The sequence below is a fragment of the Bacillus sp. MBGLi79 genome (assembly GCF_002953915.1).
Map to the genome: position 1 here is coordinate 1,449,038 of NZ_CP026521.1, position 26,859 is coordinate 1,475,896.

The 26,859-nt window shown below is 44.0% G+C and carries 27 protein-coding genes and 3 pseudogenes; 15 read left to right on the forward strand and 15 right to left on the reverse strand.

The window, feature by feature from the left end; translation table 11 throughout:
* From manR to C1T29_RS07330, 4 genes and pseudogenes are all read left to right on the forward strand, one after another.
* Window positions 1-941 (forward strand): annotated as a pseudogene (manR, locus tag C1T29_RS07315) (mannose transport/utilization transcriptional regulator ManR); the annotation flags it as partial.
* A 149-nt stretch (window positions 942-1,090) separates the two neighbouring features.
* The gene (gene manP, locus C1T29_RS07320; RefSeq protein ID WP_095432595.1) at window positions 1,091-3,049 is read left to right on the forward strand and encodes a PTS mannose transporter subunit IIABC; all 1,959 of its coding nucleotides are present in this window, start codon (window positions 1,091-1,093) and stop codon (window positions 3,047-3,049) included.
* Window positions 3,050-3,064: 15 nt separating this feature from the next.
* Complete coding sequence (gene manA, locus C1T29_RS07325; RefSeq protein ID WP_095432594.1) at window positions 3,065-4,012, forward strand: mannose-6-phosphate isomerase, class I; 948 nt, start codon at window positions 3,065-3,067, stop codon at window positions 4,010-4,012.
* A gap of 214 nt (window positions 4,013-4,226) precedes the next feature.
* Entirely contained in the window at window positions 4,227-4,664 is a 438-nt protein-coding gene (locus C1T29_RS07330) for a YjdF family protein (protein ID WP_231516572.1), read from the forward strand.
* Between the two features lie 43 nt (window positions 4,665-4,707).
* Here the strand turns inward: C1T29_RS07330 and C1T29_RS07335 are convergent, their stop codons facing one another.
* Window positions 4,708-5,214 (reverse strand): GNAT family N-acetyltransferase, encoded by a 507-nt coding sequence (locus C1T29_RS07335; protein ID WP_095432593.1) that lies wholly within the window; start codon window positions 5,212-5,214, stop codon window positions 4,708-4,710.
* 205 nt (window positions 5,215-5,419) lie between these two features.
* Window positions 5,420-5,815 (reverse strand): hypothetical protein, encoded by a 396-nt coding sequence (locus C1T29_RS07340; RefSeq protein ID WP_071580522.1) that lies wholly within the window; start codon window positions 5,813-5,815, stop codon window positions 5,420-5,422.
* Window positions 5,816-6,044: 229 nt separating this feature from the next.
* Here C1T29_RS07340 and ybaK point away from each other — a divergent pair, with 229 nt between their 5' ends.
* Entirely contained in the window at window positions 6,045-6,524 is a 480-nt protein-coding gene (gene ybaK, locus C1T29_RS07345) for a Cys-tRNA(Pro) deacylase (protein WP_071580523.1), read from the forward strand.
* Between the two features lie 41 nt (window positions 6,525-6,565).
* On the opposite strand, the gene C1T29_RS07350 is transcribed toward ybaK, so the two are convergent.
* The 4 genes and pseudogenes from C1T29_RS07350 to cotT all read right to left on the reverse strand — a co-directional run bounded on the left by C1T29_RS07350 (window position 6,566) and on the right by cotT (window position 9,257).
* On the reverse strand, window positions 6,566-6,760 hold the full coding sequence (locus C1T29_RS07350) for a DUF4177 domain-containing protein (protein ID WP_003232825.1): 195 nt from the start codon (window positions 6,758-6,760) through the stop codon (window positions 6,566-6,568).
* 86 nt (window positions 6,761-6,846) lie between these two features.
* Window positions 6,847-7,177: pseudogene (locus tag C1T29_RS07355) on the reverse strand (YjdJ family protein).
* Between the two features lie 719 nt (window positions 7,178-7,896).
* A pseudogene (gene cyoE, locus C1T29_RS07360) lies at window positions 7,897-8,887 on the reverse strand (heme o synthase).
* A gap of 121 nt (window positions 8,888-9,008) precedes the next feature.
* Window positions 9,009-9,257, reverse strand: a complete 249-nt coding sequence (gene cotT, locus C1T29_RS07365; RefSeq protein ID WP_071580527.1) for a spore coat protein CotT — start codon at window positions 9,255-9,257, stop codon at window positions 9,009-9,011.
* 252 nt (window positions 9,258-9,509) lie between these two features.
* Here cotT and pdaC point away from each other — a divergent pair, with 252 nt between their 5' ends.
* Window positions 9,510-10,916 (forward strand): peptidoglycan-N-acetylmuramic acid deacetylase PdaC, encoded by a 1,407-nt coding sequence (gene pdaC, locus C1T29_RS07370; RefSeq protein WP_095432590.1) that lies wholly within the window; start codon window positions 9,510-9,512, stop codon window positions 10,914-10,916.
* 35 nt (window positions 10,917-10,951) lie between these two features.
* Here pdaC and C1T29_RS07375 read toward each other — a convergent pair whose 3' ends face one another.
* On the reverse strand, window positions 10,952-11,425 hold the full coding sequence (locus C1T29_RS07375; RefSeq protein ID WP_103748900.1) for a YjfA family protein: 474 nt from the start codon (window positions 11,423-11,425) through the stop codon (window positions 10,952-10,954).
* 128 nt (window positions 11,426-11,553) lie between these two features.
* Window positions 11,554-11,721, reverse strand: coding sequence for a YjfB family protein (locus C1T29_RS07380; protein ID WP_014476499.1), 168 nt, complete (start codon window positions 11,719-11,721; stop codon window positions 11,554-11,556).
* A gap of 125 nt (window positions 11,722-11,846) precedes the next feature.
* Between C1T29_RS07380 and C1T29_RS07385 the strand changes: the two genes are divergently transcribed.
* Window positions 11,847-12,746, forward strand: a complete 900-nt coding sequence (locus tag C1T29_RS07385) for a DUF2268 domain-containing putative Zn-dependent protease (RefSeq protein WP_103748899.1) — start codon at window positions 11,847-11,849, stop codon at window positions 12,744-12,746.
* Window positions 12,747-12,755: 9 nt separating this feature from the next.
* On the opposite strand, the gene C1T29_RS07390 is transcribed toward C1T29_RS07385, so the two are convergent.
* On the reverse strand, window positions 12,756-13,154 hold the full coding sequence (locus tag C1T29_RS07390) for a ribosomal maturation YjgA family protein (RefSeq protein WP_014663596.1): 399 nt from the start codon (window positions 13,152-13,154) through the stop codon (window positions 12,756-12,758).
* A gap of 101 nt (window positions 13,155-13,255) precedes the next feature.
* Window positions 13,256-13,831, reverse strand: a complete 576-nt coding sequence (locus tag C1T29_RS07395) for a YjgB family protein (protein WP_095432587.1) — start codon at window positions 13,829-13,831, stop codon at window positions 13,256-13,258.
* A gap of 145 nt (window positions 13,832-13,976) precedes the next feature.
* On the opposite strand from C1T29_RS07395, the gene fdhF reads away from it, so the two are divergent.
* From fdhF to C1T29_RS07415, 4 genes are all read left to right on the forward strand, one after another.
* Window positions 13,977-16,934 (forward strand): formate dehydrogenase subunit alpha, encoded by a 2,958-nt coding sequence (fdhF, locus tag C1T29_RS07400; RefSeq protein WP_103748898.1) that lies wholly within the window; start codon window positions 13,977-13,979, stop codon window positions 16,932-16,934.
* Window positions 16,927-17,487, forward strand: coding sequence for a helical membrane plugin domain-containing protein (locus tag C1T29_RS07405; protein ID WP_014663599.1), 561 nt, complete (start codon window positions 16,927-16,929; stop codon window positions 17,485-17,487). The genes fdhF and C1T29_RS07405 overlap by 8 nt, the downstream gene beginning before the upstream one ends.
* 292 nt (window positions 17,488-17,779) lie before the next feature.
* The gene (locus tag C1T29_RS07410) at window positions 17,780-18,370 is read left to right on the forward strand and encodes a DUF4352 domain-containing protein (RefSeq protein ID WP_095432585.1); all 591 of its coding nucleotides are present in this window, start codon (window positions 17,780-17,782) and stop codon (window positions 18,368-18,370) included.
* 88 nt (window positions 18,371-18,458) lie between these two features.
* Window positions 18,459-19,076, forward strand: a complete 618-nt coding sequence (locus C1T29_RS07415) for an NUDIX hydrolase (protein WP_103748897.1) — start codon at window positions 18,459-18,461, stop codon at window positions 19,074-19,076.
* Between the two features lie 30 nt (window positions 19,077-19,106).
* Here the strand turns inward: C1T29_RS07415 and C1T29_RS07420 are convergent, their stop codons facing one another.
* Window positions 19,107-19,385 carry a hypothetical protein gene (locus C1T29_RS07420; protein WP_040083402.1) on the reverse strand — a complete coding sequence of 93 codons (279 nt, stop codon included), beginning with the start codon at window positions 19,383-19,385 and terminating at the stop codon, window positions 19,107-19,109.
* Window positions 19,386-19,776: 391 nt separating this feature from the next.
* Here C1T29_RS07420 and yjiB point away from each other — a divergent pair, with 391 nt between their 5' ends.
* Together yjiB and C1T29_RS07430 are read left to right on the forward strand one after the other, a co-directional pair.
* Entirely contained in the window at window positions 19,777-20,967 is a 1,191-nt protein-coding gene (gene yjiB / locus C1T29_RS07425; RefSeq protein WP_103748896.1) for a monooxygenase YjiB, read from the forward strand.
* Window positions 20,968-20,989: 22 nt separating this feature from the next.
* Window positions 20,990-22,168 carry a glycosyltransferase gene (locus tag C1T29_RS07430; RefSeq protein ID WP_103748895.1) on the forward strand — a complete coding sequence of 393 codons (1,179 nt, stop codon included), beginning with the start codon at window positions 20,990-20,992 and terminating at the stop codon, window positions 22,166-22,168.
* 40 nt (window positions 22,169-22,208) lie between these two features.
* On the opposite strand, the gene C1T29_RS07435 is transcribed toward C1T29_RS07430, so the two are convergent.
* Complete coding sequence (locus C1T29_RS07435; protein ID WP_003232781.1) at window positions 22,209-22,397, reverse strand: DUF8096 family protein; 189 nt, start codon at window positions 22,395-22,397, stop codon at window positions 22,209-22,211.
* Window positions 22,398-22,569: 172 nt separating this feature from the next.
* On the opposite strand from C1T29_RS07435, the gene C1T29_RS07440 reads away from it, so the two are divergent.
* Window positions 22,570-23,382 carry a uroporphyrinogen-III synthase gene (locus C1T29_RS07440; protein ID WP_103748894.1) on the forward strand — a complete coding sequence of 271 codons (813 nt, stop codon included), beginning with the start codon at window positions 22,570-22,572 and terminating at the stop codon, window positions 23,380-23,382.
* A 45-nt stretch (window positions 23,383-23,427) separates the two neighbouring features.
* On the opposite strand, the gene fetB is transcribed toward C1T29_RS07440, so the two are convergent.
* The 3 genes from fetB to C1T29_RS07455 all read right to left on the reverse strand — a co-directional run bounded on the left by fetB (window position 23,428) and on the right by C1T29_RS07455 (window position 26,027).
* Window positions 23,428-24,180 carry an ABC transporter permease gene (gene fetB / locus C1T29_RS07445; RefSeq protein ID WP_103748893.1) on the reverse strand — a complete coding sequence of 251 codons (753 nt, stop codon included), beginning with the start codon at window positions 24,178-24,180 and terminating at the stop codon, window positions 23,428-23,430.
* Window positions 24,180-24,932 (reverse strand): ABC transporter ATP-binding protein, encoded by a 753-nt coding sequence (locus tag C1T29_RS07450; protein ID WP_103748892.1) that lies wholly within the window; start codon window positions 24,930-24,932, stop codon window positions 24,180-24,182. Before C1T29_RS07450 ends, fetB begins: the two co-directional genes overlap by 1 nt.
* A 120-nt stretch (window positions 24,933-25,052) precedes the next feature.
* The gene (locus C1T29_RS07455) at window positions 25,053-26,027 is read right to left on the reverse strand and encodes a DMT family transporter (RefSeq protein WP_040083396.1); all 975 of its coding nucleotides are present in this window, start codon (window positions 26,025-26,027) and stop codon (window positions 25,053-25,055) included.
* A 130-nt stretch (window positions 26,028-26,157) separates the two neighbouring features.
* Here C1T29_RS07455 and C1T29_RS07460 point away from each other — a divergent pair, with 130 nt between their 5' ends.
* Window positions 26,158-26,664, forward strand: a complete 507-nt coding sequence (locus C1T29_RS07460; RefSeq protein ID WP_103748891.1) for a cupin domain-containing protein — start codon at window positions 26,158-26,160, stop codon at window positions 26,662-26,664.
* Window positions 26,665-26,859 lie beyond the last annotated feature (195 nt).

A 26,859-nucleotide genomic window follows, 5' to 3' on the forward strand; every position in this document is an offset into this window, starting at 1 on the left:
ATACAGTGTTACAGCGGCTGAGCTACGATCTTTCAGTATCAAATCCTATGCTGAATGATATTAAAAAGATGTATCCTTATTTGTTTCATCTTATCATTGACGTTTTGGAAGACATCAATCAAACATTTGATCTTCATATTCCTGAGGAAGAGGCAGCATATTTGACACTGCATTTTCAAGCAGCCATCGAACGGATGCAGGGCAGCAGCGAGCCACATAAAAAGGCGATCATCGTCTGCCATATGGGAATTGGGATGTCCCAATTGCTGCGGACGAAAATTGAACGGAAATATCACCAAATCGCTGTAATGGCTTGTATTGCAAAGGCCGATTTAAAGGATTATATCAAAAAGCATGAGGATATCGATCTTGTCATATCCACCATTGCGCTGGAGAATATAACGGTCCCCCATATTGTTGTGTCTCCGCTGTTAGAGCCTGGCGAAGAGAAGAAATTAAGTGCATTTATACGTCAGCTGGGCGAACCACACCGCCAAAAACAAAAAACGTTTCAGATGCTGAACAATACGACTCCTTTTTTGGTTTTTTTGCAGCAGGAGGCGGAGCATCGCTACAAGTTAATTGAACAGCTGGCGACAGCTTTGTTTGAGAAAGGCTATGTTGAAAAGGACTATGCGGTTCATGCGGTGATGAGGGAAAAAATGTCCGCGACAAACATTGGGTCAGGCATTGCCATTCCTCATGCGAACGCTAAATTTATTAAACAATCAGCAATCGCGATTGCCACATTAAAGGAGCCGCTTGAATGGGGAAATGAAAAAGTTTCGCTTGTCTTTATGCTGGCTGTCAAACACGAGGATCAAACCATGACAAAGCAGCTGTTTAGCGAGCTCTCATATCTTAGCGAGCAGCCGGCCTTTGTCCAAAAGCTGACGAAAGAAACCAATGTCATGTCATTTTTATCTCATTTGGATTATTAAAAAGCAGGGATTATTCCTTGCTTTTTTTTGTTATAGGGAAAAATGCCTTTATTTCCGGAACCTATGGTAAAAAAAGCGATTTTTAAGTGCTGATTTCGGTATACAGTTGAGACAAGATCTTATTATTCACACTTTAAAGGAGGTTTCCTATGAAACTGTTAGCGATTACATCTTGTCCGAACGGTATTGCCCATACGTATATGGCAGCGGAAAATCTGCAAAAAGCTGCAGACAGAATGGGCGTCAGCATCAAAGTTGAGACCCAGGGGGGAATTGGTGTCGAAAATAAGCTAACCGAAGAGGAAATACGCGAAGCGGACGCAATCATTATTGCTGCAGACCGCTCGGTAAACAAAGACCGGTTTATAGGCAAAAAACTGCTGTCTGTCGGGGTACAGGACGGCATCCGCAAACCGGAAGAATTGATTCAAACCGCTCTTAACGGGGATATACCGGTCTATCGTTCCGCTGCAAAATCGGAATCTGGCAATCACCAGGAGAAGAAGCAAAATCCTATTTACTGTCATTTAATGAACGGCGTTTCATTTATGGTTCCTTTCATTGTCGTCGGCGGATTATTGATAGCGGTTGCATTAACGCTTGGAGGGGAGAAAACACCTAAAGGCTTAGTTATTCCGGATGACTCCTTCTGGAAAACGATTGAACAGATCGGCAGTGCTTCATTTTCATTTATGATTCCGATTTTAGCCGGCTATATCGCCTATAGCATCGCTGATAAACCGGGTCTTGTGCCAGGGATGATCGGCGGATATATTGCGGCGACTGGCAGTTTTTATGACAGCGCAAGCGGCGCCGGATTCCTTGGGGGAATCATTGCCGGATTTTTGGCCGGATATGCTGCACTATGGATAAAAAAAGTAAAGGTGCCAAAAGCCATCCAACCGATTATGCCGATTATTATTATTCCGGTATTTGCATCTCTGATTGTAGGTTTAGCGTTTGTATTTTTGATCGGTGCGCCTGTAGCTCAAATTTTCACTTCATTAACGGTTTGGCTGGCGGGAATGAAAGGGTCGAGCTCGATCCTTCTGACATTGATTTTAGGTGCGATGATCTCATTTGATATGGGCGGTCCCGTAAATAAGGTCGCATTTCTGTTTGGATCGGCAATGATTGGAGAAGGAAATTATGAAATTATGGGACCAATTGCTGTCGCCATTTGTATCCCGCCGATTGGCCTTGGCATTGCGACGTTTTTAGGAAAAAGAAAATTCGAGACATCCCAAAGAGAAATGGGGAAAGCGGCATTTACGATGGGGCTCTTCGGCATTACTGAAGGAGCGATCCCATTTGCGGCACAGGACCCTCTGCGCGTCATTCCAAGTATTATGGCAGGCTCAATGACAGGTTCTGTGATAGCCATGATTGGCAATGTGGGGGACAGAGTGGCACACGGAGGACCTATTGTTGCAGTGCTTGGCGCAGTTGATCATGTCTTGATGTTTTTTATTGCTGTGATTGCAGGTTCCCTTGTCACCGCTCTGTTCGTCAATGTCCTAAAAAAAGATATTACGGCATCTCCTGTGCTCAGTGAAACTGTACCGTCCTCTGAGCCAAGTGAAGCTGCGGCAGCAAACGAAATAAAGCAGCCTATTCAAGTCGAAAGCCCAAAAGCTGAGATGGCGGAGATAAAAAAATTGACAGACATTATCAGCCCGGAATTAATTGAACCAAATTTATCGGGTGAAACCAGGGATGACATCATTGAGGAAATGATTCGAAAATTGTCCCGCAGAGGTGCGCTGCTTTCAGAGAGCGGGTTTAAACAAGCTATTTTGAATCGTGAACAACAGGGAACAACGGCGATTGGCATGAATATCGCGATTCCGCACGGAAAATCTGAGGCGGTCAGGGAGCCAAGCGTTGCCTTTGGGATCAAACGATCAGGTGTTGACTGGAAGAGCCTGGATGGATCAGAAGCTAAATTAATCTTTATGATTGCTGTACCAAAAGAGAGCGGAGGGAACCAGCATCTGAAAATATTGCAGATGCTATCTCGAAAGCTAATGGATGACAATTATAGGAAGCGACTGCTCTCTGTGCAAACAACAGAAGAGGCATACAAACTGCTGGAAGAAATCGAATAAAGCGGGGGGATTTTCATGACGATTGAACCGTTATTTTTCAAGCCTGTTTTCAAAGAAAGAATTTGGGGCGGAACCGCTTTAGCTGATTTTGGCTATACCATTCCGTCACAACGAACAGGGGAGTGCTGGGCTTTTGCCGCGCATCAAAACGGTCAAAGCGTTGTTCAAAACGGAATGTATAAGGGGCTCACGCTCAGCGAATTATGGGAACATCACAGACATTTATTTGGACAGCTTGAAGGGGACCGTTTTCCTCTGCTTACAAAAATATTAGATGCTGACCAAGACTTATCTGTTCAGGTGCATCCCAATGATGAATTTGCCAAAATACATGAAAACGGTGAGCTTGGAAAAACTGAATGCTGGTACATTATTGATTGCGCAAAAGATGCAGAGATTATTTACGGCCACAATGCAAAAACAAAGGAAGAACTAACTGTCATGATAGAGCGTGGAGAATGGGATGAACTCTTGCGCCGAGTAAAGGTAAAGCCGGGGGATTTTTTCTATGTGCCAAGCGGTACTGTTCATGCAATTGGCAAAGGGATTCTGGCTTTAGAGACGCAGCAGAATTCAGACACAACCTACAGATTATATGATTATGACCGAAAAGATGAAGAAGGCAAGCTGCGCGAGCTTCACCTGGAAAAGAGCATCGAAGTGATAGAGGTCCCGTCTATTTCAGAGCGGCAAACGGTTCACCATGAACAAATTGATGATTTGCTTACAACGACATTGATTGAATGCGCTTACTTTTCGGTGGGGAAATGGAACTTATCAGGATCAGCAAGCTTAAAGCAGCAAAAACCATTCCTTCTTATCAGTGTGATTGAAGGGGAGGGCTGTATGATCTCTGATGAATATGTCTATCCCTTCATAAAAGGAGATCATATGTTGCTGCCTCATGGTTTTGGAGAATTTAAACTTGAAGGGTATGCCGAATGTATCGTATCCCATCTGTAACATGGCAGGGCTTGAGAAATACATTTGCGAGTGAAGACGCCTATTCTCCAGCGATGATCTAAACCAAATAAGAGTTTAATAGTCGGAGAAGAAATGCTACACTATTTTCTGTATATGGTAAAGAATGAAAAAACACGATTCGGTTGGTAGTCCGGATGCATGATTGATCATGTAAGTAACCTTCCCCTCCTCGGGATGTCCATCATTCTTTCGTATCTTTTATGAGGAGGGAATCGTTATGAAATTAACGGTTTACTATGATGGTCAGTTTTGGGTAGGCGTTGTTGAAACTGTGAACAATGGAAAGCTAAGAGCCTTTCGTCATCTTTTTGGCAAAGAGCCGAAGGATTCTGAAGTGCTGGCGTTTGTTCATAACCAACTCTTGAATATGATGGCCCAAACAGAGCAGGAAGGAGTTCGTTTACAAGGCAGACGTCAGAAAAAGATCAATCCAAAAAGATTGCAGCGTCAGGTTTCAAAAGAAATGAAAAATGCCGGAGTAACTTCAAAAGCTCAAGAGGCAATAAAACTAGAGCTTGATGCAAGAAAGCAAAAGAAAAAACAAATAACGAAAGAACAACGAGAACGTGTAAAAGAGCAGAGGTATATGCTCAAAAAGCAAAAAGCGAAAAAGAAGCACAGAGGTAAATAATCCAACAAAAGCAGGCACTGAGCCTGCTTTTGTAATTACGCCTCTACTTTGTAACATATATCCAATGCATATAATCCGCTGATTTATGATCCAATGTGAACCCTAGCTTTTCCAAAGTTTTTTGTGATCCTAGATTATCATGTTCACATCTTGCGGTAATCCGGTTCACTGCTTCTTGGCTTAATGCCCAGTTTATTAGTTCTTGGCAGGCTTCCACACAATAACCTTTGCGGCGATGACTTTTATTTGTCGCAAAACCGATTTCAATCAGGCCATTCTCGTCTGGATCACCTAAAAATCCAGTTCCTCCAACAATTTCATGACTGTCCTTCTTTACAATAATCCATGAATCAAATCCTTTTGTTCCATTGTTTTTCACTAAAATTTCACGGAAATAAGGTATCGCTTCAAAAAAATCATAATTTGGCCATTCACCATTTGTTTCATATCCCAAGTCTTTGATCGCCTGATGATCTTGTTTAGACGCTGCGTCAAGAAGGGGAATATCAATCGTTTGCAATCGTAAACGATTCGTTTCAAGGAGAACCATATATCTAATCCTCTTTTCTTTTTACTGGGAATCATGATAACATATAACAATTTTTTCTGGTACCTTGGCAGTAGAAAAAGATGAGGAACTTGAGGGGGATTGATAGGTGAGAGCTAGCCCAGACCAAAATGGGTAGGAAAACGCTATCAAAGTATTCCTACCCGTTTTTCTGTGCTGAATGCAGGATTTCTGAAAACATGTTGTGCTACCTTTTCGCAATCAAATAAAGCGATAGGGCTCTTTGGGTTTGAACAGGATTATGAATGATAATGACCCATTGGTTTCTTCGTCTTGGAAAGCTTGCTATCGCATACAATGGAGCAGTATCCCGCGGAGTGAACCCGCCATTTACCACATTGATATCCCTTCCTTCGAGATGACAAACTAGGTATTCACCTGGATTGATGACCTGCTGGTTCGTCCATGCGTAAGAATAAAAGCCGTCGCCGAGATCCTCGGAGGAGGATGGGGGGATAATGCCGTCTACAGTCAATGTAATTTCTCTTCTTCGCTGTCTTTCTGAAAAGTCTGGACTTCTTTGAGGTGTATGAGTATGTGAAAAGTAAGGAATTAACGCAGGACCATACAAGTAATGATACAAAGCAACCACTCCTTATTTTTACATTCATACAAATTGTATGTGGGTGTCATTCGTTCATTCCTGTTTTGTTTCATGTTGATTAATAATGAGCTATAGGCGTCCGGTATAATCAATTTGTCCTTTCGTTGATTCAATACTAGTAACCTTGAAAATGCAGGTTAGGATGATAGAATTTACATATTAACTGTAAAAAAGAAGATTACATTTATTTTGATAGCGGGTGAAAACGATGGCGAAAAAAATGGCAAAAACAAATGCGGTTCGTCTAATTGAACAGCAGAACATTTCTTATGAGTTATTAGGGTATAAAACAGACGGCCAGCCGGCAGATGGCATCTCTGTTTCGGAGAAAATCGGTTATCCTTTGGAGTATGTATATAAAACATTGGTGGCAGCAGCAGGTACTAATCAATATTATGTCTTTGTTGTACCTGTAGCAGAAGAGTTAGATGTAAAAAAGGCAGCAAAGGTGACAGGCGAAAAGAAAATAGAGATGATTGCAATGAAGGAGCTATTAGCGGTAACTGGCTATCTTCGCGGCGGCTGTTCACCCATTGGCATGAAAAAATTGTTCCCGACTTATATTGACGCATCTGCAGAAACGCTTGATTATATCATTGTCAGTGCAGGGAAAATCGGCATGCAGATAAAGTTGGCGCCGCAAGATTTAGCCAAATCATGTGATGCCGAATTTGCAGAAATTGTATAGATTGCAGATATAGGGTAAACGAAAAAGCTTAGTCGTATCGATTAAGCTTTTTCCGCATCCCTTTCAAATATGATTTCAAAATAAGCAGCTGCCCCATACCCATCTATACTGGGCGCGAAAATCTGAACGAATCTCCAGCCTCTTTTCGCATAATCATGGATGATTTGCTGGTAGTCTTCTTTAGGCCTTCTTCTCATCGTACTCAGCTCAACTCTTACGAATTCATATTCTTTCATCATTTGATCCCTCCTATTAGGATATACGTAAGATTGAGCAAGAAGTTCCGAAAACCTCAGGGATTATTAACATGAATCTCATTGGCTCAGCAGTCCAAATGAATCTCTTGCTTATGGCGTTTGACTGAGTGTATAAGTAAAAACAGAGCGGCCAGAACATATAAGAAGGAGATGATCATTAACGTACTCATGACAGGGTAGTGTTTAGCGGAGTAGATGAAAAAATCAAGCTGTGAAATTTGTTTGTGGCTGCTGACGGTATCCATTCCATTAAGCAGTTTTGAGATTTTAGCAGTATAGTTCCAATCAAATCGATCATGAAACAAGCTCGCTTCCTTGATACCAATTAACAGCGGCTAAAAACAGAAATACCATAATAGAAAATCCAAGCTGAACAACTAAAAATATTCCCTTCACTTTTGTGTGACCTCCAAATCTAAATATGGGAAAATCAAACAATATATTACCACCCTCTGGGTTATTCTTACAATTTCTCTTTCGCGCAACTCGAACGTAAGTCTATTTTTTTATTTGTGTTTGGATTATAATACCTGATGATGGAAAAAGCGTTCGGGTTTATGGATTGGAGAATCATATATTAGCGATTTTACTTATGTACTTTAGTAACACCCGAAAGTAGGCTGGGGGACGGCAGTCTTTTTGCTAATTGTTACTGAATTTTTAAATGTTCGTATTGATAGTAGGAGAAAGTACAGAAGCAGACGGTTCGGCCTTTTCTCCGCTTCGTCTATCGCAAAAGATCTGTTTAATCACTGAACGGTTTTCATCTGTTTTGCTGAACTTTGCAATGGGTTGCAAAAAAACATCAACATGCAACGATGCGACATGTTTTATATTCGGCTGACTGACCTGATCATTTATTTTGCTTTTAAGTTATCCTATCAAGAAAGCGATGGTATTTCATGAACAAAGAAACTCTAAAAAACATACTCATGATTTTTTCAATATGCGCAACCCTCCGAGAAACCGATGGCATGCGCATTGCTGATAGCTGGATTTTGAGTGAAATCGTACGGTTTTTGATTTGCATGGCAGTGTTTTTTGCTGTGACATTTCTATTAGAGGCTGTCTTTCCAAACAAAAAAGAGTCACAATAATGTTTGGCTCTTTTTGCATCATCTGATCAGAAACATCACAAATGAATCGATCATCATTATGAAGAACAGCAAACAAAAATAAATGAGCGAGTAGACAAACATATCCTTCGCCCACTTCACGTCATCGTCTGTTTTGAATCCCTTGATGCTTTTTTTGATCCATATGCCCCCAAGAACCAAGGCGGCTAAGAAATAAAATGGGCTCATATGGCCAGTGCCGAGAGAAAAAGGGAATAATAGCGTGATCGGCACCAGGACGGCAATATATTGCATCATTTTTATTTTTGTTACATGATTGCCTTTGACTACAGGCAAAAGCGGAACGCCAGCCGCACGATATTCCTCTTTGCGTCTTATCCCAATCGCCCAGAAATGCGGGGGCTGCCACAGAAACATAATCGTGTACAACAGCATTGCTGCCATACTGAAATCTCCGGTTACGGCACAATACCCCATCAATGGCGGCGCAGCTCCAGGAAAGCTCCCGACAAATGTGCTCCACACAGACGTTCGTTTCACCCATACTGTATAGATGATCGCATAAAAAATAAAGGCGGCCAGTCCGAGAACGGCCGTTAATGGATTGAGGGAATAAAGCATAGCTAGACCTGCGATTCCTAACACAGTGCCATATGTTAGGATCATGGCTGACGGCATTTTCCCTGTGACCGAGGCCCTGCTGCGAGTGCGTGCCATTTTTGCATCCATATGCCGATCAAAATAGTTGTTATAGACAGTGCCGGAAGCCATCACAAACACGGTTCCCAACATTGCTGTCACCATTGTCATCAAAAAAGCCATTCCGGTTAATTGTTTTTCTGCGCTTGCAAACGCGATCCAAAATCCGCCAAAGGCTGCTATCGAGTTTGATATGATAATGCCGGGTTTTGCAAGTTTGATAAAATCGTAAATGGTTACCCGGTTCGAAACTTTTATGTATTTCGTTTCAGATATGGCTGCCGAATCTCTTGTATTCCCCAAAAAATAGACGCCTCCCCCAAAACTGCATGCTTTAGTTATCGTAACAAGAGGGCTATGGAATCACAATTGTTTCCTATATTTGTCATGATATTGTCATTTTTAATAAAAAAAATGGGGAGCTGGACTGCCCCCATTTTGGCAAGCGACGCTTAATATCCGTAACCGCCGCCGAATCCTCCGCCATAACCTCCGCCATAACCTCCGCCGTAACCGTACCAAGGGTAGTAAGGCCGCGGGCGCGGGTAATAGTAAGGCGGACGCGGATAAAACGGATAGTACGGTCTTGGATAGTAATAAGGCGGATAAAATGGCGGTCTCGGACGCGGATAAAAATAAGGCTGTCTCTCATCATAAGGTGTCATTTGTTCAAATAGCTGTTCATTCAAAGGATAATCCAAGAGGAAAACCTCCCTGCTTTTTTTATTCCTTTTACCATATTCTTGATGCTTAAGTTGGGTGTATGTACATTCATGAAACCAGGTTTATTTTATGACGAAATTCCTTAAAAAGGATTGACATGAACTTCTAAATCTCATATTATTACAAATGTGAAATAAATGTTACTGAAATATTACAAGAGTGTTTCTAAATAGATACAGTTCTAACTGATGAAGAATAAATCGAAATGGCTACGAAAGAAGGAGTTTTTGTTGTTAGTAAAAAGAATCAAATGGTTTCATGTATTAATAGCAGTTGTAATTGTGGTGGGCCTTATCGGCTTTTTCCATAATCATTCGTTGAAAAAAGAAACGGTCATGAATAAAGTAAGAACTGATTCTCAGTATGGGAATGTTGAGATCGCAACGCTAGTCAATGACGGGAAAACGTTTAATTACGCGGTAAACTATCCCGTTTTCAAAAATAAAAAAATGGATTCGGTATTAAAAAGATTCGCAGAAAAAGAGGTTCGCCAATTTCAAAAGGAAACAAAAAACGTTGACCAAGAGCATACGACTAAGCGCAACGAATTAAATGTTGATTATAAAATTGTCCATTATGCCAAACAGACAGTGGCGATTGTATTTAATGAATATAAATATATCGGGGGCGCACACGGTCAAACCGTGAAAAAAACGTTTAACTATGATTTTAGTAAACAAGCATTTCTTTCCATTGATGATATTTTCAAAGAGGACACTGACTACTTACACAAGCTTTCGTTAATCGCTTATCACGAGCTGAAAAAGAATAAGGACATTGCAGCGGATGATGCGCTGTTAAAGGAAGGGACGGCTCCGAAAAAAGAAAACTTCAGCCGGTTTGCCATCAAGGAAGATTATATCGAACTTTACTTTGATACATATCAGGTTGCAGCAGGCTATCTTGGAGAGCAATCAATTGCCATTAAGAAAAGTCTTTTGAAAGACATTCTGAAAGAACAATATATTGATAAAGCAAAAAATAAAAATAAAATCAAAGAACAAAAGCCGAAGCATGAAGTGATTTCTTTACCCAAAGAGGAAACGGTTGATCCACATCAAAAAGTCATTGCACTTACTTTCGATGACGGGCCGAATCCTGCGACAACAAATCAGATTCTGGATTCCTTGAAGAAATATAAGGGGCATGCCACGTTTTTTGTGTTGGGGAGCAGGGTTCAATATTATCCGGAAACGCTAATCAGAATGCTGAAAGAAGGAAATGAGGTGGGGAACCATTCGTGGAGCCACCCGCTTCTCACAAGGCTTCCAGTGAAAGAAGCGCTAAAGCAGATCAATGATACGCAAGACATCATTGAAAAAATAAGCGGGTACCGCCCGACGCTTGTAAGACCCCCATACGGCGGCATTAATGATGAGCTGCGGAGTCAAATGAAAATGGATGTCGCATTATGGGACGTTGACCCGGAAGATTGGAAAAACCGTAACAAAAAAACAATCGTTGACCGTGTCATGAGCCAGGCGGGAGATGGAAGAACCATCTTGATTCACGATATTTACTGCACCTCTGCTGATGCGGCCGATGAAATTATGAAAAAGCTCACCGATCAAGGTTATCAATTGGTCACAGTTTCTCAGCTTGAAGAGGTTAAAAAACAAAGAGAAGTAAATCAGTAGGAAAAGGCTGCCCGTATGGACAGCCTTTTTTCTATTTAATAAGAGCCTGTGGTGGCCCAAACATTCAAGTTCGGCCCTGAATACTTGCCGAAAGCGTAAGAAGTCCTTGGATCTAAATCATATACCATCGGTGTATAACAAGATTTTTGGCCGGCGACCGCTTTTCCGTTGCCGCCTGCAGAATCACAGTTATATCTTTTTCCGTCCGTGTTCCGGGTAATCTCCGCATTTGCTTCAAAGCCTGACGTCAATGTATTATTCAAAGTGATTTTTGCCCAAGCCGTTTTACATGTACTGCTGAACTTAAGCTCGACTACTCCAATGACTTGATTGCTGGCATTCACTAAGTTTGAGGATTTTTTTGTAGAGCCGCTGGACGCACAATCATTGTAATAAGGGCTTTTACCATCGTAGGCATGGGTTTCCGCATTGGCGGGTACACCTTTGACGGCAAAAACAAATACTACTGCGAATAACACCAATGAAGCCTTCGTAAATAGTCTTTTCATATCCTTTATGACCTCCTTAATATGGCAAACAATAAATCATACGGAGGAACAATCAAAACATGCATGCTTTTTTGTGAACAATAAAGGCGGCCGGGAGGATGGAGTTCTTGGCCGCCTTTGGTGTGAGGTTATGCTTTTACATCAATGGTTTGTCCGAGAGTCGGGTGCTGTATCATCTTTAAGGTTTGATCAGCATTTTGCTGGGCGGTGTCCAGCATTTTTTTCGTTAAAGCGATATTTACATTCTGGGCAAGGGATGCTTGATGCATCGCAACCGATAAAGCAGGAATATCCATGGTTCCACCTCCTATGCCTTACCTATCGGCGGGTTTGTATGATTTTACAGTGAAAAATGGCTTAATTTCTCCTGTTGACCCTTACGCTGCGGCATACCGTATGTTTTTGACAAGGAGGGATCAGGATGAATCTTGTCATGGAAAAGACCTTTGAGCAATACGAAAAGCTGTTTTTAATGGAAGAACAAAAAAGAAAGGATGAATTTCGGTATACGATGATGAGGCCGTTTGAAAAGATGTGGACCGCCATCCATGTTCCGCTGAAAGCGAAGGAGCCAAACGGCTATGATGTGATGATGGCTGCGAAAATGCTTGGCTATTTGGATGTCCGTGATGTTGAAATCGGGCAGAAAGCATTGCGAATACTGAAGGAATCACATGCTTTAGAGACAGCGGAATCTGCACTTCGACAATGCATCCTTTTTGCTGAGCACGAACAGCTGCGGGTGAATGCAGAGGAGATCAAATTCGGCCTTTATATCGCCGATCCAAATAAGCTTCAGCTGCAAAAAGGCTACTGCGGGTTTGGCGGGATACCGGGCTTTATTCATGTATGGATTCATCCGAACAGTTATAACCTGCCAAGGATTCCTTCCATTATTGCTCATGAGTTTCATCATAATGTGCGGTTTTCGTATACTGATTTTGATCATGGCTCTGTAAGTGTCGGGGATTATCTTGTGATTGAAGGATTGGCCGAATCATTCGCCCGAGAGCTATTTGGCACAGAACGATTGGGCCCTTGGATAACTCGTTTTGATCATGAGGATTTGCAATATTCCATTGATGTGATCAATGAGGTGCTGGATGTGAAAGGCTTTTCGGAAGTCAGCCGTTATATGTTTGGTGATCCAATTGCTAAAGACCAAGGTTTTAAGCCTGCAGGTTTATCGGCTTTTGCAGGTTATGCGGTTGGATATCATGCCGTTCAGTCATTTATGAATCAACATCATATCACGATAAGCGAGGCCACACGTTTGGATGCGAAGACCATTCTTTCTCAATGCGGATTGTTTTCAAAATGAAAAAAAGCGTCACATACAGCGGCGCTTTTTGATTCCCAAAACCAGCAGTTCTATGGCGGCACAGGCTGCAATTCCAATTGTATATGCTTCGATATCGCTCCATAAAAAACCGTACCCCAGTACAAGCCCGCCAAGAGAAGTATCCCTAATCTGGTCGATCCATTCGGCATGATAGAGCTGGCTGAATTCAATGACAAAACAGAAAGAAAGACTGATAATGCCCGTTTTCATTGTCTTCAGCTTCCGAAATAGAAATCCGCATCCCGTAAAGATCATGGCGGCCCACAGCGAGTCTCCCAGATAAGTATTGAGGGAATCAGGAAGAGCACTGGCGAATGCTCTGGATCCAAGCCCGAGCCCCATGATCAGTATGGTGAAAGCTGCATATATCCATCGATTTCGCTTCATTGCGAATTGATACCCCGTCTCTTCTTCATCTCCCTGTATTGTAAGAAATATATCTTTTATTTGTCCACTAAAAAAGCGGCTGGATTAGCCGCGTAGGGTGTTTATTTTGCTTTTAGGTTTACATGGTCGGCTGTCTGATCCGTGCCTATTACAAAATGAAGTTCATAGCGGCCTGTGTCATATACATAGTCGATTTCATCGGTAAACGGGACGGTCAACACTCGATTCGCTGGGCCTAATTGCTTCTGCAGCACTTCCGGCGTAACACCGCCTAAATTCAGATGCCGTTCCACACCGGTTCCAAAATAGCGGATTTCTGAAATAGTCATGTCTTTATGATAGGAAAATCCGTAGCCCGGCTGCCCCATATTCCAGTGATATAAATCAAATCGATTGTCTCCCCCGACTGGTCTTTCCGGTTCCCCAAACGCAGCATGGACATCTCCTTTTGTGCTTTTGTTAATGGTAAGGCCTTGCGCCTGCTGAGGCATTTCTCCTTTGTAGGCGGTGTTGTAAAGGTTTTTGACAAGCTCAGCGGCTGATTGGTTTGTATTTTCAGAGAGTGTATTTGGTTGAGCTGCGGCCTTTGCCGGTGCTGAAAAGGACGCAGCCCCAAAGCCGGTAAAACAGCTTGTTACTGCTGCTGCCGCAGTTATAGCAGACATTGTCTTTTTCATGTTAATCCCTCCTTATTCATCTACCATTCCGTTTCCCCGTGTTTTTGCAACAAAACATGTGAGTGCGCTTTGTATGTTTTATTGAGTTGTTGTAAGGGAACTGAAATAGGTAATTCGGTATATATAGCAAGAAAGGGGAATGGAGATGGCTGGCAAGAAAAAAATCACAATAAACGGCGTTGAAATGGAAGCGTCCGAGGAACAGACGGTGCTGCAGCTTTTGAATAACAGCTCGATTGAAGTGCCGCAAGTTTGCTATCATCCAAGCTTAGGGCCGATTGAAACATGTGATACGTGCATCGTCAGCATCAATGGTGAGCTGAAGAGGTCGTGCTCCGCTGAATTAAAGGATGGGGATGTCATTGATACGCTCTCACCTGACGTAAAAAAAGCGCAGGTGATCGGAATGGACAAGATTTTATATAATCATGAGCTTTATTGCACAGTTTGCGATTACAACAATGGGGGATGCGAAATACATAATACGGTGAAGGAAATGAAAATCAATCACCAAAGCATTCCATTTGATCACAAGCCATACCATAAGGATGAATCCCATCCGTTTTACCGGTATGATCCAGATCAATGTATTTTGTGCGGACGCTGTGTTGAAGCGTGCCAGGACGTTCAGGTCACTGAAACGCTGACCATTGACTGGGAGCGGAAACGCCCGCGCGTCATTTGGGATAACGACGTGCCGATCAATGAGTCGTCATGTGTGTCATGCGGCCATTGTTCAACGGTCTGTCCGTGCAACGCGATGATGGAAAAAGGAATGGAAGGGGAAGCCGGATATTTAACAGGCATCAATAACGAATCGCTGCGTCCGATGATCGAGATCACGAAAGGCGTAGAAACAGGCTACGGTTCAATTCTCGCTATTTCTGATATGGAATCCGCTATGCGTGATGAACGAATCAAAAAAACGAAAACCGTCTGCACCTATTGCGGCGTCGGCTGCAGCTTTGATGTTTGGACAAAGGGCAGAGACATTCTGAAAGTCGAGCCCCAAGAGGAAGCGCCGGCCAACGGCATTTCTACTTGTGTGAAAGGAAAGTTCGGCTGGGATTTCGTCAACAGTGAAGAACGCCTGACAAAGCCGCTGATCCGGGAAGGCGAGCATTTTCGTGAAGCAGAGTGGGAGGAGGCGTTATCGCTGATCGCCAGCAAGTTCACGGAATTGAAAGAAGCGTTTGGACCGGATTCACTTGCTTTTATTACATCGTCTAAATGTACGAACGAGGAATCCTATCTCATGCAAAAGCTGGCCAGAGGAGTCATTGGCACAAACAATGTGGACAACTGCTCGCGCTATTGCCAATCTCCTGCGACTGCCGGCCTGTTTCGGACAGTCGGCTATGGCGGTGATTCAGGCTCAATAACAGATATCGCACAAGCCGACCTTGTTTTGATTATTGGTTCGAACACGTCTGAGTCGCATCCAGTCTTGTCCACTCGCATTAAACGGGCCCATAAGCTGAGAGGGCAGAAAGTGATCGTCGCGGATATCAGAAAACACGAAATGGCAGAGCGCTCCGATTTATTTGTCCAGCCGCGTGCCGGATCGGATATCGTCTGGCTGAATGCGATCGCCAAATATTTAATTGAAAACGGAAAAGCTGATGAGCGCTTTTTGCAGGAAAGAGTGAACGGACGGGATGAATATGTAAATAGCCTGGCGCCGTACACACTTGAATATGCCGAGGAGAAAACCGGGATCAATCAAGAGACCCTTATCCAGATGGCAGAGATGATTGGGCAAGCTGACAGTGTGTGCGCATTGTGGGCGATGGGCGTGACACAGCATATTGGAGGAAGCGATACGAGCACGGCGATCTCTAATCTGCTGCTTGTGACAGGAAACTATGGGAAGCCGGGAGCAGGCTCTTACCCATTGCGCGGCCATAATAACGTGCAGGGAGCAAGTGACTTCGGAAGCATGCCTGACAAACTGCCGGGCTATGAAAATGTAATGGACGAACAAGTCCGGCAAAAATACGAACGGGTGTGGGGTGTGCCGCTGCCGAAGGAGCCCGGTATGACTAACCACGAAATGATCGAAAAAATCCATTCCGGCCAGCTGAAAGCGATGTATGTAAAAGGTGAAGAAATGGGTCTGGTGGATTCTAATATCAATCATGTGCACGCCGCATATGAAAAGCTTGATTTCTTTGTGGTGCAGGACATTTTCCTTTCACGTACAGCCGAGTTTGCTGATGTGATTCTTCCTGCGAGCCCGAGCCTTGAAAAGGAAGGAACCTTTACAAACACAGAACGCCGGATTCAGCGGCTGTATCAGGTGTTTGAACCGCTGGGCGAATCAAAGCCTGACTGGCAGATTATTATGGAGGTAGCCAATAAGCTTGGCGCCGGCTGGCACTATGAGCACCCTGCAGACATTATGGAGGAAGCAGCCAAGCTGTCGCCAATTTATGCCGGTGTCACCTATGAACGCCTTGAAGGCTACAATTCCCTGCAATGGCCTGTAAGCGCTGATGGAGAGGATTCGCCTTTACTCTTTACTGAGCGTTTCCCTTTCCCGGACGGCAAAGCCATTCTTTATCCTGTTCAGTGGACAGAGCCTGAGGAGTTTGGTGAGGAATATGACATCCACGTCAACAATGGACGGCTCTTAGAGCATTTCCACGAAGGGAACCTCACCTACAAATCGAAAGGGATTTCGGAGAAAACACCGGAAGTGTTCTTAGAAATTTCTCCTGAGCTTGCGGCAGAACGAGGGATTCAGGACGGAACCCTCGTCAGACTCACATCGCCTTTTGGCAGTGTTAAAGTGAAGTGTGTGATGACTGATCGTGTCAAAGGGAAGGAAGTTTATCTGCCAATGAACGATTCAGGGGAAGCGGCGATCAACCTGCTAACAGGCAGCCATGCCGATAAGGATACCGATACGCCAGCTTACAAAGAAACCTCAGCCAAGATGGAAATTTTGAAGCGCGATGGAATCAATCCGCTGCCTAAGATCAATCACCGCAACGGCAATCCGCGGCCGCAAATCGGTGTGCAGGTTCAAAAGAAATGGGCGCGGAAGGATTATATTTTCCCTGGCGACGCAGTGAAAAGGGGGATTGGGCATAATGGCTAAAGCGATTAAACGAATTCAGAAAATCGAGGTAACCGAAGAGGATCAGCGAAAGCGTGATTTGCGGGAAATTGAAGATGCCTTAGTCGATCACAAAGAAGCGATTCTCGAAACATTGCATATGCTGGGCCATATGAACGAGCGCGGTGTCCTGCCGTTGCTCCGCGGCCTTTTTGGCCAAGGGGATAAAGTTCTTGATATCCTGGTGAAAAAAGCAGATACAGAGGAAACTGCCAACACGCTGAAAAATCTATTGCTTCTGTTTGGGACGCTCGGCATGCTGGACGTGAAACAGCTGGAGCCTCTTATTTTAAAAGTGAATGCGGGTGTGGCAAGCGCTGTAGAACAGAAAAACAGCGAAGAAAAGACAGGATATTTTGATATTATCCGCTCGCTTAAAGACCCGGAAATCAACAAATCAATTACACTGCTCTTTTCCTTTTTAAAAGGAATGGGACAAGATACAAAGGAGATGGAACGCACGACGCAGCCCCCCGAGCATCAAAAACATCATCAGGAACCACGAGAGAAAAGAGGAATGAATAAGCGAGATTGACCTCCCGCCCGAGCCGGCTTCAGCCAGCTCGGGTTTTTTGTAATGTGGGTCTTAGAGTACGGGAGGAAATACCTAAATTGCAAACAGGACAAAATAGCTTTTGTTTTGGAAAATGGTGTGACAGCACAAGTCTGTCCAGTATTTTATCAGTAGAGGATAAGTATCTTCTATATCATTGGCTGACCTATACTATGGATGGAAATGATAGAGTAATTTGTTACTTTATTCTCTGTTAAGAAAAGGAAAAAAGTGATTATAATAGAAAACGATTACTTTAGATGGAGGAGCAGCAATGAAAAAAGTATTATTCATTTTGTTTGTGCTAGCGATTGGCTTTGCGCTATCGGCGTGCAGCAAGTCAAGTGATGCGTCAGCTGAGCAAAAGACAGCAAAGAAAGAAGCAACAGCAACGGAAAAGAAAACAGAGGATAAAAACGAAACCAAAACGGATGAAAAGGTTCATAAGGTAGGCGAAACTTTTAAAGCTTCCGGCACAAATTTCTCAGTCAATAAAGTAAATACGACGGCAGAACAAGGTGAATATAAGGCAAAAATAGGTGATAAAGAAAAAACATTAAATCAAAAGGAAGAATTTCTAATAGCTGAGGTAACGATAGAAAATACAAGCGACAAGTCTTTTAATTATACGAGTGGCGGTTTTGAAGTGAAAGACAGCAAAGATCAATCGATCAGAGCGAACATAGTATCTACTGCTGACCTGAAAACAAGCCTAAAATCAGGGAAGTTAGCCTCGGGTAAAAAGGTAACAGGCACAGTCAGTTTTGTGATTCCAAAAGGAGAAAAAAACCTTACCCTATCATATAATCCATCATTTTTAAATTTTGAAACAGAGGATATTACATATTTGGTAAAATTGAATTAAGGTATCTTTTGAGCATGTCACTGAAAGATCGGGGCATGCTTTTTTATTTTAAAAGAGATGGTATAAAATGGTGGAGAGGTGATCGATAATGCAAACCAAATGGCTGGAACGGGCACAGCGGATTCGGGCTATCGCACAAGCTGGGCTCGCTTTTTCCAAGGATGTGTACGACAGGGAGAGGTACGAAGAGCTGATGAAGCTCAGCGCGGAAATGATGGCGGATTACTCACAGACGGACATGGAAGTTATCACTGATTTATGGAATAGGGAGAGCGGCTATCCGACGCCGAAAGCGGATGTGCGCGGCGCAGTATTTCGAGAGAATCAGATTTTGCTTGTTCGGGAGAAGCATGATGAGATGTGGTCGCTCCCGGGCGGATTTTGCGAGATTGGTTTATCACCGGCTGAAAACGTGGTCAAGGAAATCAAAGAAGAGTCGGGGTATGATACAGAGCCGTCTCGTTTGCTGGCCGTGCTGGACAGCCAAAAACACTCTCATCCTCCTCAGCCTTATCACTATTATAAAATCTTCATCGCATGCAGCATTACGGGCGGGCAGGGGGAAACAGGGATTGAAACGAATCATGCCGCTTTTTTTTCGGAAGACAGACTCCCGCCGCTTTCTCCAAAACGAAACACACCTTCACAGCTTGGCATGCTGTTTGACTTTTTGCGCCATCCGGACAAGAAAACGATATTCGACTAAAAAAGAAAGAGCCTCCGGGCTCTTTCTTTTTTATAATGTAATGTGTTTTTCGTTGGCGAGTTTCAGAAGGGTCAAAATAGAATCGGCTTCTTTATGGCCGAGTTTTTGCTTTAATTTGTTTTCCTCAACTAGTCGGCTGCCATAAATTTTGACAGAGGCTTTGTCGACGACAGCATGCCAGTTTTCCTGCTTTTTTCCCTCAACAAGCGGTTTTTCATGTCTCTCAGAAAAAGAGAACACAAACAGTGCGAATGCCAGTGAAAGTAGGATGCCGACAACTAGTTTTTTGTAATCAGTCTGTGCTGCCATGTTGTTCTCTCCTTCACCTTTTACCTTCTATTTAATCATAGAACCAGTTTATTTTACATAATGGGAAAGTCATTTTTTGGAGTTAGTGCATTTGGTTGAAAACAGAGATGTTTTTTGAGCGGAGCGGTGCAATTGAATGCATATTGAATGTGCGTGCTTATGCCTAAGGTCACGTTGTGAGCCAAAACAGCAGCGCAGAATAGAAAAAAATTGAAAGATTATGGTAAGATGAACGAAATTCGAGGGGGAATATATGATGCCTGCATCGAACATCGTGATCGCCTGCCTGCTGTTATTAATTTGATTATATGTGGTAGTCCCTCTCTTTCACGAAAGCGGGAGGTGAAGTGGCACATCAATTGCTAAATTCTTTCAATGGGAGTGACTATACATGAATGTGTTAAACCGCCGGCAAGCCTTGCAGCGAGCGCTGCTCAATGGGAAAAACAAACAGGATGCTTATCATCCGTTTCCATGGTACGAATCGATGAGAAAGGATGCGCCTGTTTCCTTTGATGAAGAAAACCAAGTGTGGAGCGTTTTTCTTTATGATGATGTCAAAAAAGTTATTGGGGATAAAGAGCTGTTTTCCAGTTACATGCCGCAGCAGACAAGCTCTATTGGAAATTCCATCATTAACATGGACCCGCCGAGGCATACAAAAATCCGTTCAGTCGTGAATAAAGCCTTCACCCCGCGCGTGATGAAGCAATGGGAACCGAGAATTCAGGAAATCACAGATGAACTGATTCAAAGTTTTCAGGGGCGTAGTGAGTTTGACCTTGTTCACGATTTTTCATACCCGCTTCCGGTTATTGTGATATCTGAGCTGCTGGGAGTGCCTTCAGAGCATATGGATCAGTTTAAAGCATGGTCTGATCTTCTGGTCAGCACACCAAAGGATAAAAGTGAAGAAGCGGAAAAAGCCTATTTGGAAGAACGAGATAAATGTGAGAAAGAACTGGCCGCGTTTTTTGCCGGCATCATAGAAGAAAAGCGAAACAAACCGGCACAGGATATTATTTCTATTTTAGTGGAAGCGGAGGAAACAGGCGAGAAGCTTTCCGGTGAAGAGCTGATTCCGTTTTGCACGCTGCTGCTCGTGGCCGGAAATGAAACCACAACAAACCTGATTTCAAATGCGATGTACAGCATATTAGAAACGCCAGGTGTGTACGAGGAACTGCGCAGCCATCCTGAATTGATGTCTCAGGCAGTTGAGGAAGCCTTACGTTTCAGAGCGCCCGCCCCGGTTTTGAGACGCATTGCCAAGCGGGATACGGAGATCAGGGGGCACCTGATGAAAGAAGGTGATATGGTTTTGGCGTTTGTGGCATCGGCAAATCGTGATGAAGCAAAGTTTGACAGACCGCACATGTTTGATATCCGCCGCCATCCTAATCCGCATATCGCGTTCGGCCAGGGCATCCATTTTTGTCTTGGTGCACCGCTTGCCCGTCTTGAAGCAAATATCGCGTTAACGTCTTTAATTTCTGCTTTTCCTCATATGGAGTGCGTCAGTATCACTCCGATTGAAAACAGCGTGATATACGGATTAAAGAGCTTCCGTGTGAAAATGTAATAGATAAGGAGACTGGAGATTCATGAAAAAGTACCATATCTCGATGATCAATATCCCGGCGTACGGTCATGTCAACCCTACGCTTGCTTTAGTAGAGAAGCTTTGTGAGAAAGGGCATCGTGTCACGTACGCGACGACTGAGGAGTTTGCGCCCGCTGTTCAGCAAGCGGGTGGAGAAGCATTGATCTATCATACATCCTTGAATATTGATCCTAAGCAAATCAGGGAGATGATGGAAAAGAATGATGCGCCTCTCAGTCTTTTGAAAGAATCACTCAGCATTCTGCCGCAGCTTGAAGAGTTATATAAGGATGATCAGCCTGATCTGATCATCTATGATTTTGTCGCGCTGGCTGGAAAATTGTTTGCTGACAAGTTTAATGTTCCGGTCATTAAGCTCTGTTCGTCATATGCCCAAAATGAATCCTTTCAGTTAGGAAATGAAGACATGCTGAAAAAAATAAAAGAAGCAGAGGCTGAATTCAAAGCCTACTTGGAAAAAGAGCAGTTGCCGGCTATTTCTTTTGAACAATTAGCTGTGCCGGAGGCCTTGAATATTGTCTTTATGCCGAAATCTTTTCAAATACAGCATGAGACGTTCGATGACCGTTTCTGTTTTGTCGGCCCATCTCTTGGAAAACGGACGGAACAGGAAAGCTTGGAAATGAAAAAGGGCGATCAACCGCTTATGCTGATTTCATTGGGAACGGCGTTTAACGCCTGGCCGGAATTTTACAAGATGTGCATTGAGGCATTTCGGAATTCTTCATGGCAGGTGGTCATGTCGGTCGGAAAATCAATTGATCCAGAAGACTTAGAAGATATTCCTGCTAACTTTACCATTCGACAAAGCGTGCCCCAGCTTGAGGTGTTAGAGAAAGCTGATTTGTTCATCTCTCATGGCGGGATGAACAGTACGATGGAAGCGATGAACGCAGGTGTGCCGCTTGTCGTCATTCCGCAAATGTATGAGCAAGAGCTCACTGCAAATCGGGTTGATGAATTAGGCCTTGGCGTTTATTTGCCGAAAGAGGAAGTGACTGTTTCCAGCCTGCAGGAAGCGGTTCAGGCTGTATCCAGTGATCAAGAGCTGCTCAGCCGCGTCAAGAATATGCAAAAGGATGTAAAAGAAGCTGGCGGAGCGGAGCGTGCGGCAGCTGAGATTGAAGCGTTTATGAAAAAATCCGCTGTCCCGCAGTAAAAACATAAAAACCGAAATCAATTTGATTTCGGTTTTCTGTTTAAATATTTTTTTTCATCCCGCATCTCCGGCATTCTCTAAGAAATTTTCCGCCTTTTACAGAGCTTTTGAATAGTGTGTAATCACAGTTGTCGCAGCGCCCGCTGCGGGCATCCGGATATTCATTGAACTCGTAAACGATCGATGTATCGTAGCCTTTTGTTTCATATTCTTCTTTTTTTGTTTCCATGTCGATCCTCCGTCAAAACGTGTTTGTTGTTTATCTTACAGCAAGCTTCAGTCGTATTCAAATGGATTTTGGAGGTTTGGGTTTATCTTGATTTCTCCCTTGGTTTGCGCCAAAATAGCTTTATTAAGCTTGTATACATAAAAAGCCTATACAAAGAGGAGAGGAATCGGGTATGGGAAAAGGGTTACATGGAAAGCGCGTGGCAATCGGGGGCTCCCGAAAAACGGAAGAAATCAGTACAATCATTGAAAAACAGGGCGGAACACCTGTCATCAGGCCTCTCCAAGGCACGGTTTACTTAGCAGAGAAGCAGGTGGAACCGGACTTGCGAACGTTTGTCGAGGAAAAAGCTGACTGGGTCATTTTCACGACAGGCATCGGCACGGAAACTCTGATCGATATGGCAGAGAAAATCGGTCTGAAAGACGAGTTTCTGCAGGCGATTCGCCAGGCAAAAGCGGCATGCCGGGGATACAAAACCCTGTCTGCGCTGAAAAAGCTTGGGATCACACCGGAAGCTTCGGATGAAGATGGGACAACAAGAGGCTTAATCCGTTCCTTGGAGCCTCACGACTTTTCAGGGAAAAAAGTCATGGTGCAGCTTCATGGAGAAAATGCGCCGGCCCTTATCGCATTTCTTAAAGAAAAGGGCGCGTCTGTCCTGCCGATTCTTCCTTATCAGCACATTCCGCCGGAGGAGGAAACGGTGGAGCGGTTATGCGGGGAGCTGATGAATGATGATATCGACGCTGTTTGTTTTACAACGGCCATTCAGGTTCGTTCCCTGTTTGATTTTGCCAGGGAGCGAGGCTATATCAATGAAGTGAAGACAGTATTCGAAGAGCGCACCATCGCAGCTGCTGTTGGAAAAGTGACTGCTGAGGCGCTGCGGGAAGAAGGCATCACGAGACTGCTTGCGCCAGAGATTGAGCGGATGGGCGCGATGATTATTGAGCTGGCCAAATATTATGAAGAAAAGGAATAACAAGTACAAAAAGCCGCTTTCCAAGGGAAAAGCGGCTTTTGTCTGTCATTCATTCTCCTTTAGCTGCTGATGAACGGTGAATAATGAGGGGTATGTCAGCATGCTTAAGATTACGCAAGTCAGCGCGGCTGAGGCCATTGTTGTAAACACGATTAAGAGCTGAAAGCGAACCGCTTGAATCGGGTCCGCGCCGGCTAGAATCTGGCCCGTCATCATGCCTGGAAGCTGAACAAGCCCCAGTGTTTTCTGGCTTTCCAGCGTCGGGATCATGCTCATTTTCATCGCTGAAGTAAGAATGCGCTGTATGGATTGCTTCGGTGTGCCGCCAAGCGACAATATTAATTGAATTTCTTCTTTGCGAACGCCAACTTCTGAGCTGAGCCGATTTAAAAACAAACTCGAAAGCACCATTGAGTTTCCGATGACCATCCCGCTGATCGGAATGACATATCGTGCTGTAAGCGGAATGATATGAAGAGACAGCAGAATTCCCTGCGTCACAATTTCTACAATCGCTAATGCAGCAAACACCCTCCAGAACGAACCAATTGTATTTTTCTTTCGTTTGATGACATTTTGTGCCGCCACCGCGAGCATTAACAGCACCATCAGCAGGATAAAAACAGGGTGGTCTCCGCGAAAAATCAGAGACAAAACATAACCGATGATAAGCAGCTGCACCGCGGCCCGGATGGTGGCAATGATCATATCTTTTTCTACGCCGGCTTTAAAGGATTTTGATAAAAACAAGGCGATCAAAACAAAGATCATCGTTAAAGAGAGAGAAAGGTAATCCATTACCGAGTGCCTCCCTTCAAAAACTCTTTCGCTGCTTCATGCTGCGGAGCGGAGAAAAATGTTTCGGTTTCAGCGATTTCAAGCAGCCGGCCATCCGCCATAAACCAAATGGTATCGGCTACTCGTTTTGCCTGCTCCATATTATGAGTGACCCACATGACTGTCCATTTTTTCTCTCGATGCTGATGTTTGATCAGTTCTTCAATCTCAAGAGCAGAAACCGGGTCCAAGGCCGACGTGATTTCGTCCAACAATAGAATGGAGGAAGGATTTGAAATCGTTCTGGCCAGTGACAGCCTTTGCCGCTGTCCGCCCGATAAGTCTCTGGCGCTTCTGTCTAACAGCTCTGGCGAAAGCCCTGCAAGAGAAGCCAGCTTTTCTGGAGCGTACAGCTGGGATTGATGCAGCCTTTGGACCAGACTTAGATTGTCACGCACTGTCCCGTCGAGCACAGGAGCCGACTGAAACGCGAGGGCAGCCGTTCGTCTCAGCTCATTGACATTCCATTCTCTGATTTCCTTTCCATATATGTTGACTTCGCCGCTGTCAGGCGTTCTCATTAAATTACACAAGGAAAGGAGGGTGCTTTTGCCTGAGCCGGAAGGGCCTAAAACGGCTACGATTGCACCCTGTTGAATGTCTCCGGTGACATCCCGCAGTACATCATAGGTTTGTCCATCTTGTTTATAGCTTTTTCTGACTGATCTGAAGGAGATCGCTGGTATGTTTTGTGTTTGATTAATTGCTTCCATTCCAATAATCACCTTTCGATAATAAGTAGGCAGATATTATATTTAACTATACCGTGAAACAGATGCCTTTTGGTAGCAAAGATAAAGGAGAACAGGTTTTCACCCATTCTCCTGCAAATGCTACGCGGTCAGGTTTGACTGTGCTTTCTTTTTCGGTTTTCTCGGCTGTGAAGCGAAGGTATGTAATACCATCCCCGCTATAATAATGAACAAACCGGCAAATGATAATAGAGATGGGAAAACGCCTGACAGAAGAACAATTTCACCAAGCAGCGCGAAAATCACTTCACCGGATTGAGTGGCTTCAACGGCTGCGAGTTTTTGCGGATTGTCTCTTACCATATCAGTGGCCCAGAAAAATAAAACAGTCGCAATGATGCCTGAGCTGACGGCAACGATAAAGGATTGAACGGTTTGCCCCGCTGTCGGCAGGCCGTCTGACCACCAACCGTAAGCTGCTAATAGAAGCCAGAACGGAAGGCTTGCCAATGTCATTCCAAGCACGCGCTGAAATGTATCAAGCCGGCCACCGTATTCCTCGAGCATTCTCCTGTTTCCTAACGGATAGGCAAAAGCCGCAATGACAACCGGCAGCACACTGAAAAGCAGCATCTTTCCTGAAAGCGATTCTGCATGCTGAAGCTGAATCAGAGCCGCTCCAATCAGGATGATCACGGAAGTGCCAAGTGAAACCAGGGGAATCTTTTGCCGAACGAGCTGCGGACCGCCCGGCATATCTTGTTTGACATAAAACAAAGGAGACAAGAGCACACCGGCTACAATTGTAATTTGCCAGGTGCCGGCTATAAGCCATCCCGGACCGTAGGCAGCCGCAAATGTGATCGGCGCGTAAAAAAGCACGAAGCCGACAAAGCTCCATTTGAGCCAAAAGAACGGCTTTTTCCGCATCTCTTGTACGAGAGGCGTGAATGTCCCTCTCATGATGACAATCACACATAAAAACGGCACCATAAAAATAAAGCGCAGCGAAGAGCTCCAGAGCCAGCTGCCTCCAGATAACTCCATCGCTCTATTTAATATAAAGGTAACGGCGAAAAAGAGTGAAGCTAAAATTCCGATAACAATAGCTTTCATGGTATCCCTCATTCTGGCATTATTTTTTATACTATACTATTTGGTATCATGCAGATCAATGGAATCGTGAGAAAAACATCATGTTTTGCGAACCGCTATGTGTGGAAGATAAAAAAGGGAGGTGAAATTGATGGAAGCAAAGACACAGACATATTTCTTTCCGGATGACGGCAGGATTCCGAATCACCCTGAGTATCCGCTCGTGGTATATCAAAACGCGATTAAGAATACCAGTCAGGCAGAGCGGATCGTCACCCGGCATGGCTGGTCAAACAGCTGGTTAGGAAGTGTTTTTCCATACCATCATTATCACAGCAATACGCATGAAGTCCTGATTGCAGTTAGGGGAGAGGCTGTCATTCAGTTCGGGGGAGAAAAAGGAGCTGTCATCCCTTTCAAAACAGGCGATGCAGTCGTGATTCCAGCCGGAGTCGGTCATAAAAAGCTAAGCTCAAGTCCCGATTTTACTGTCCTTGGCGCCTATCCCGGAGGCATTCAGTATGATATGAAGACGGGAAAGCCGGATGAGTGGGATGAGTGGGAGGAAGCGGTCAAACAGATAAAGAAGGCGGCGTTGCCGGCGAATGATCCGATCACAGGAAAAAGAGAGCCTTTATTGGAAATATGGGTAAAGTGAAGGGAGAAATTGCTGAATTGTCAATAACTAGTGTCACAGAAACGTTATGACATGAGCTCCATATAAATTAATTTCATAATCGAAGCAATTCACGTTCAAATTTTGTTCAAAAAGTGTTATCATATAGAAGGTAATCGAATTGGAGTTTTTTGTGTTTGCTATTTTCAGAGAGAGTAAAGGATTTTGACTTATTCA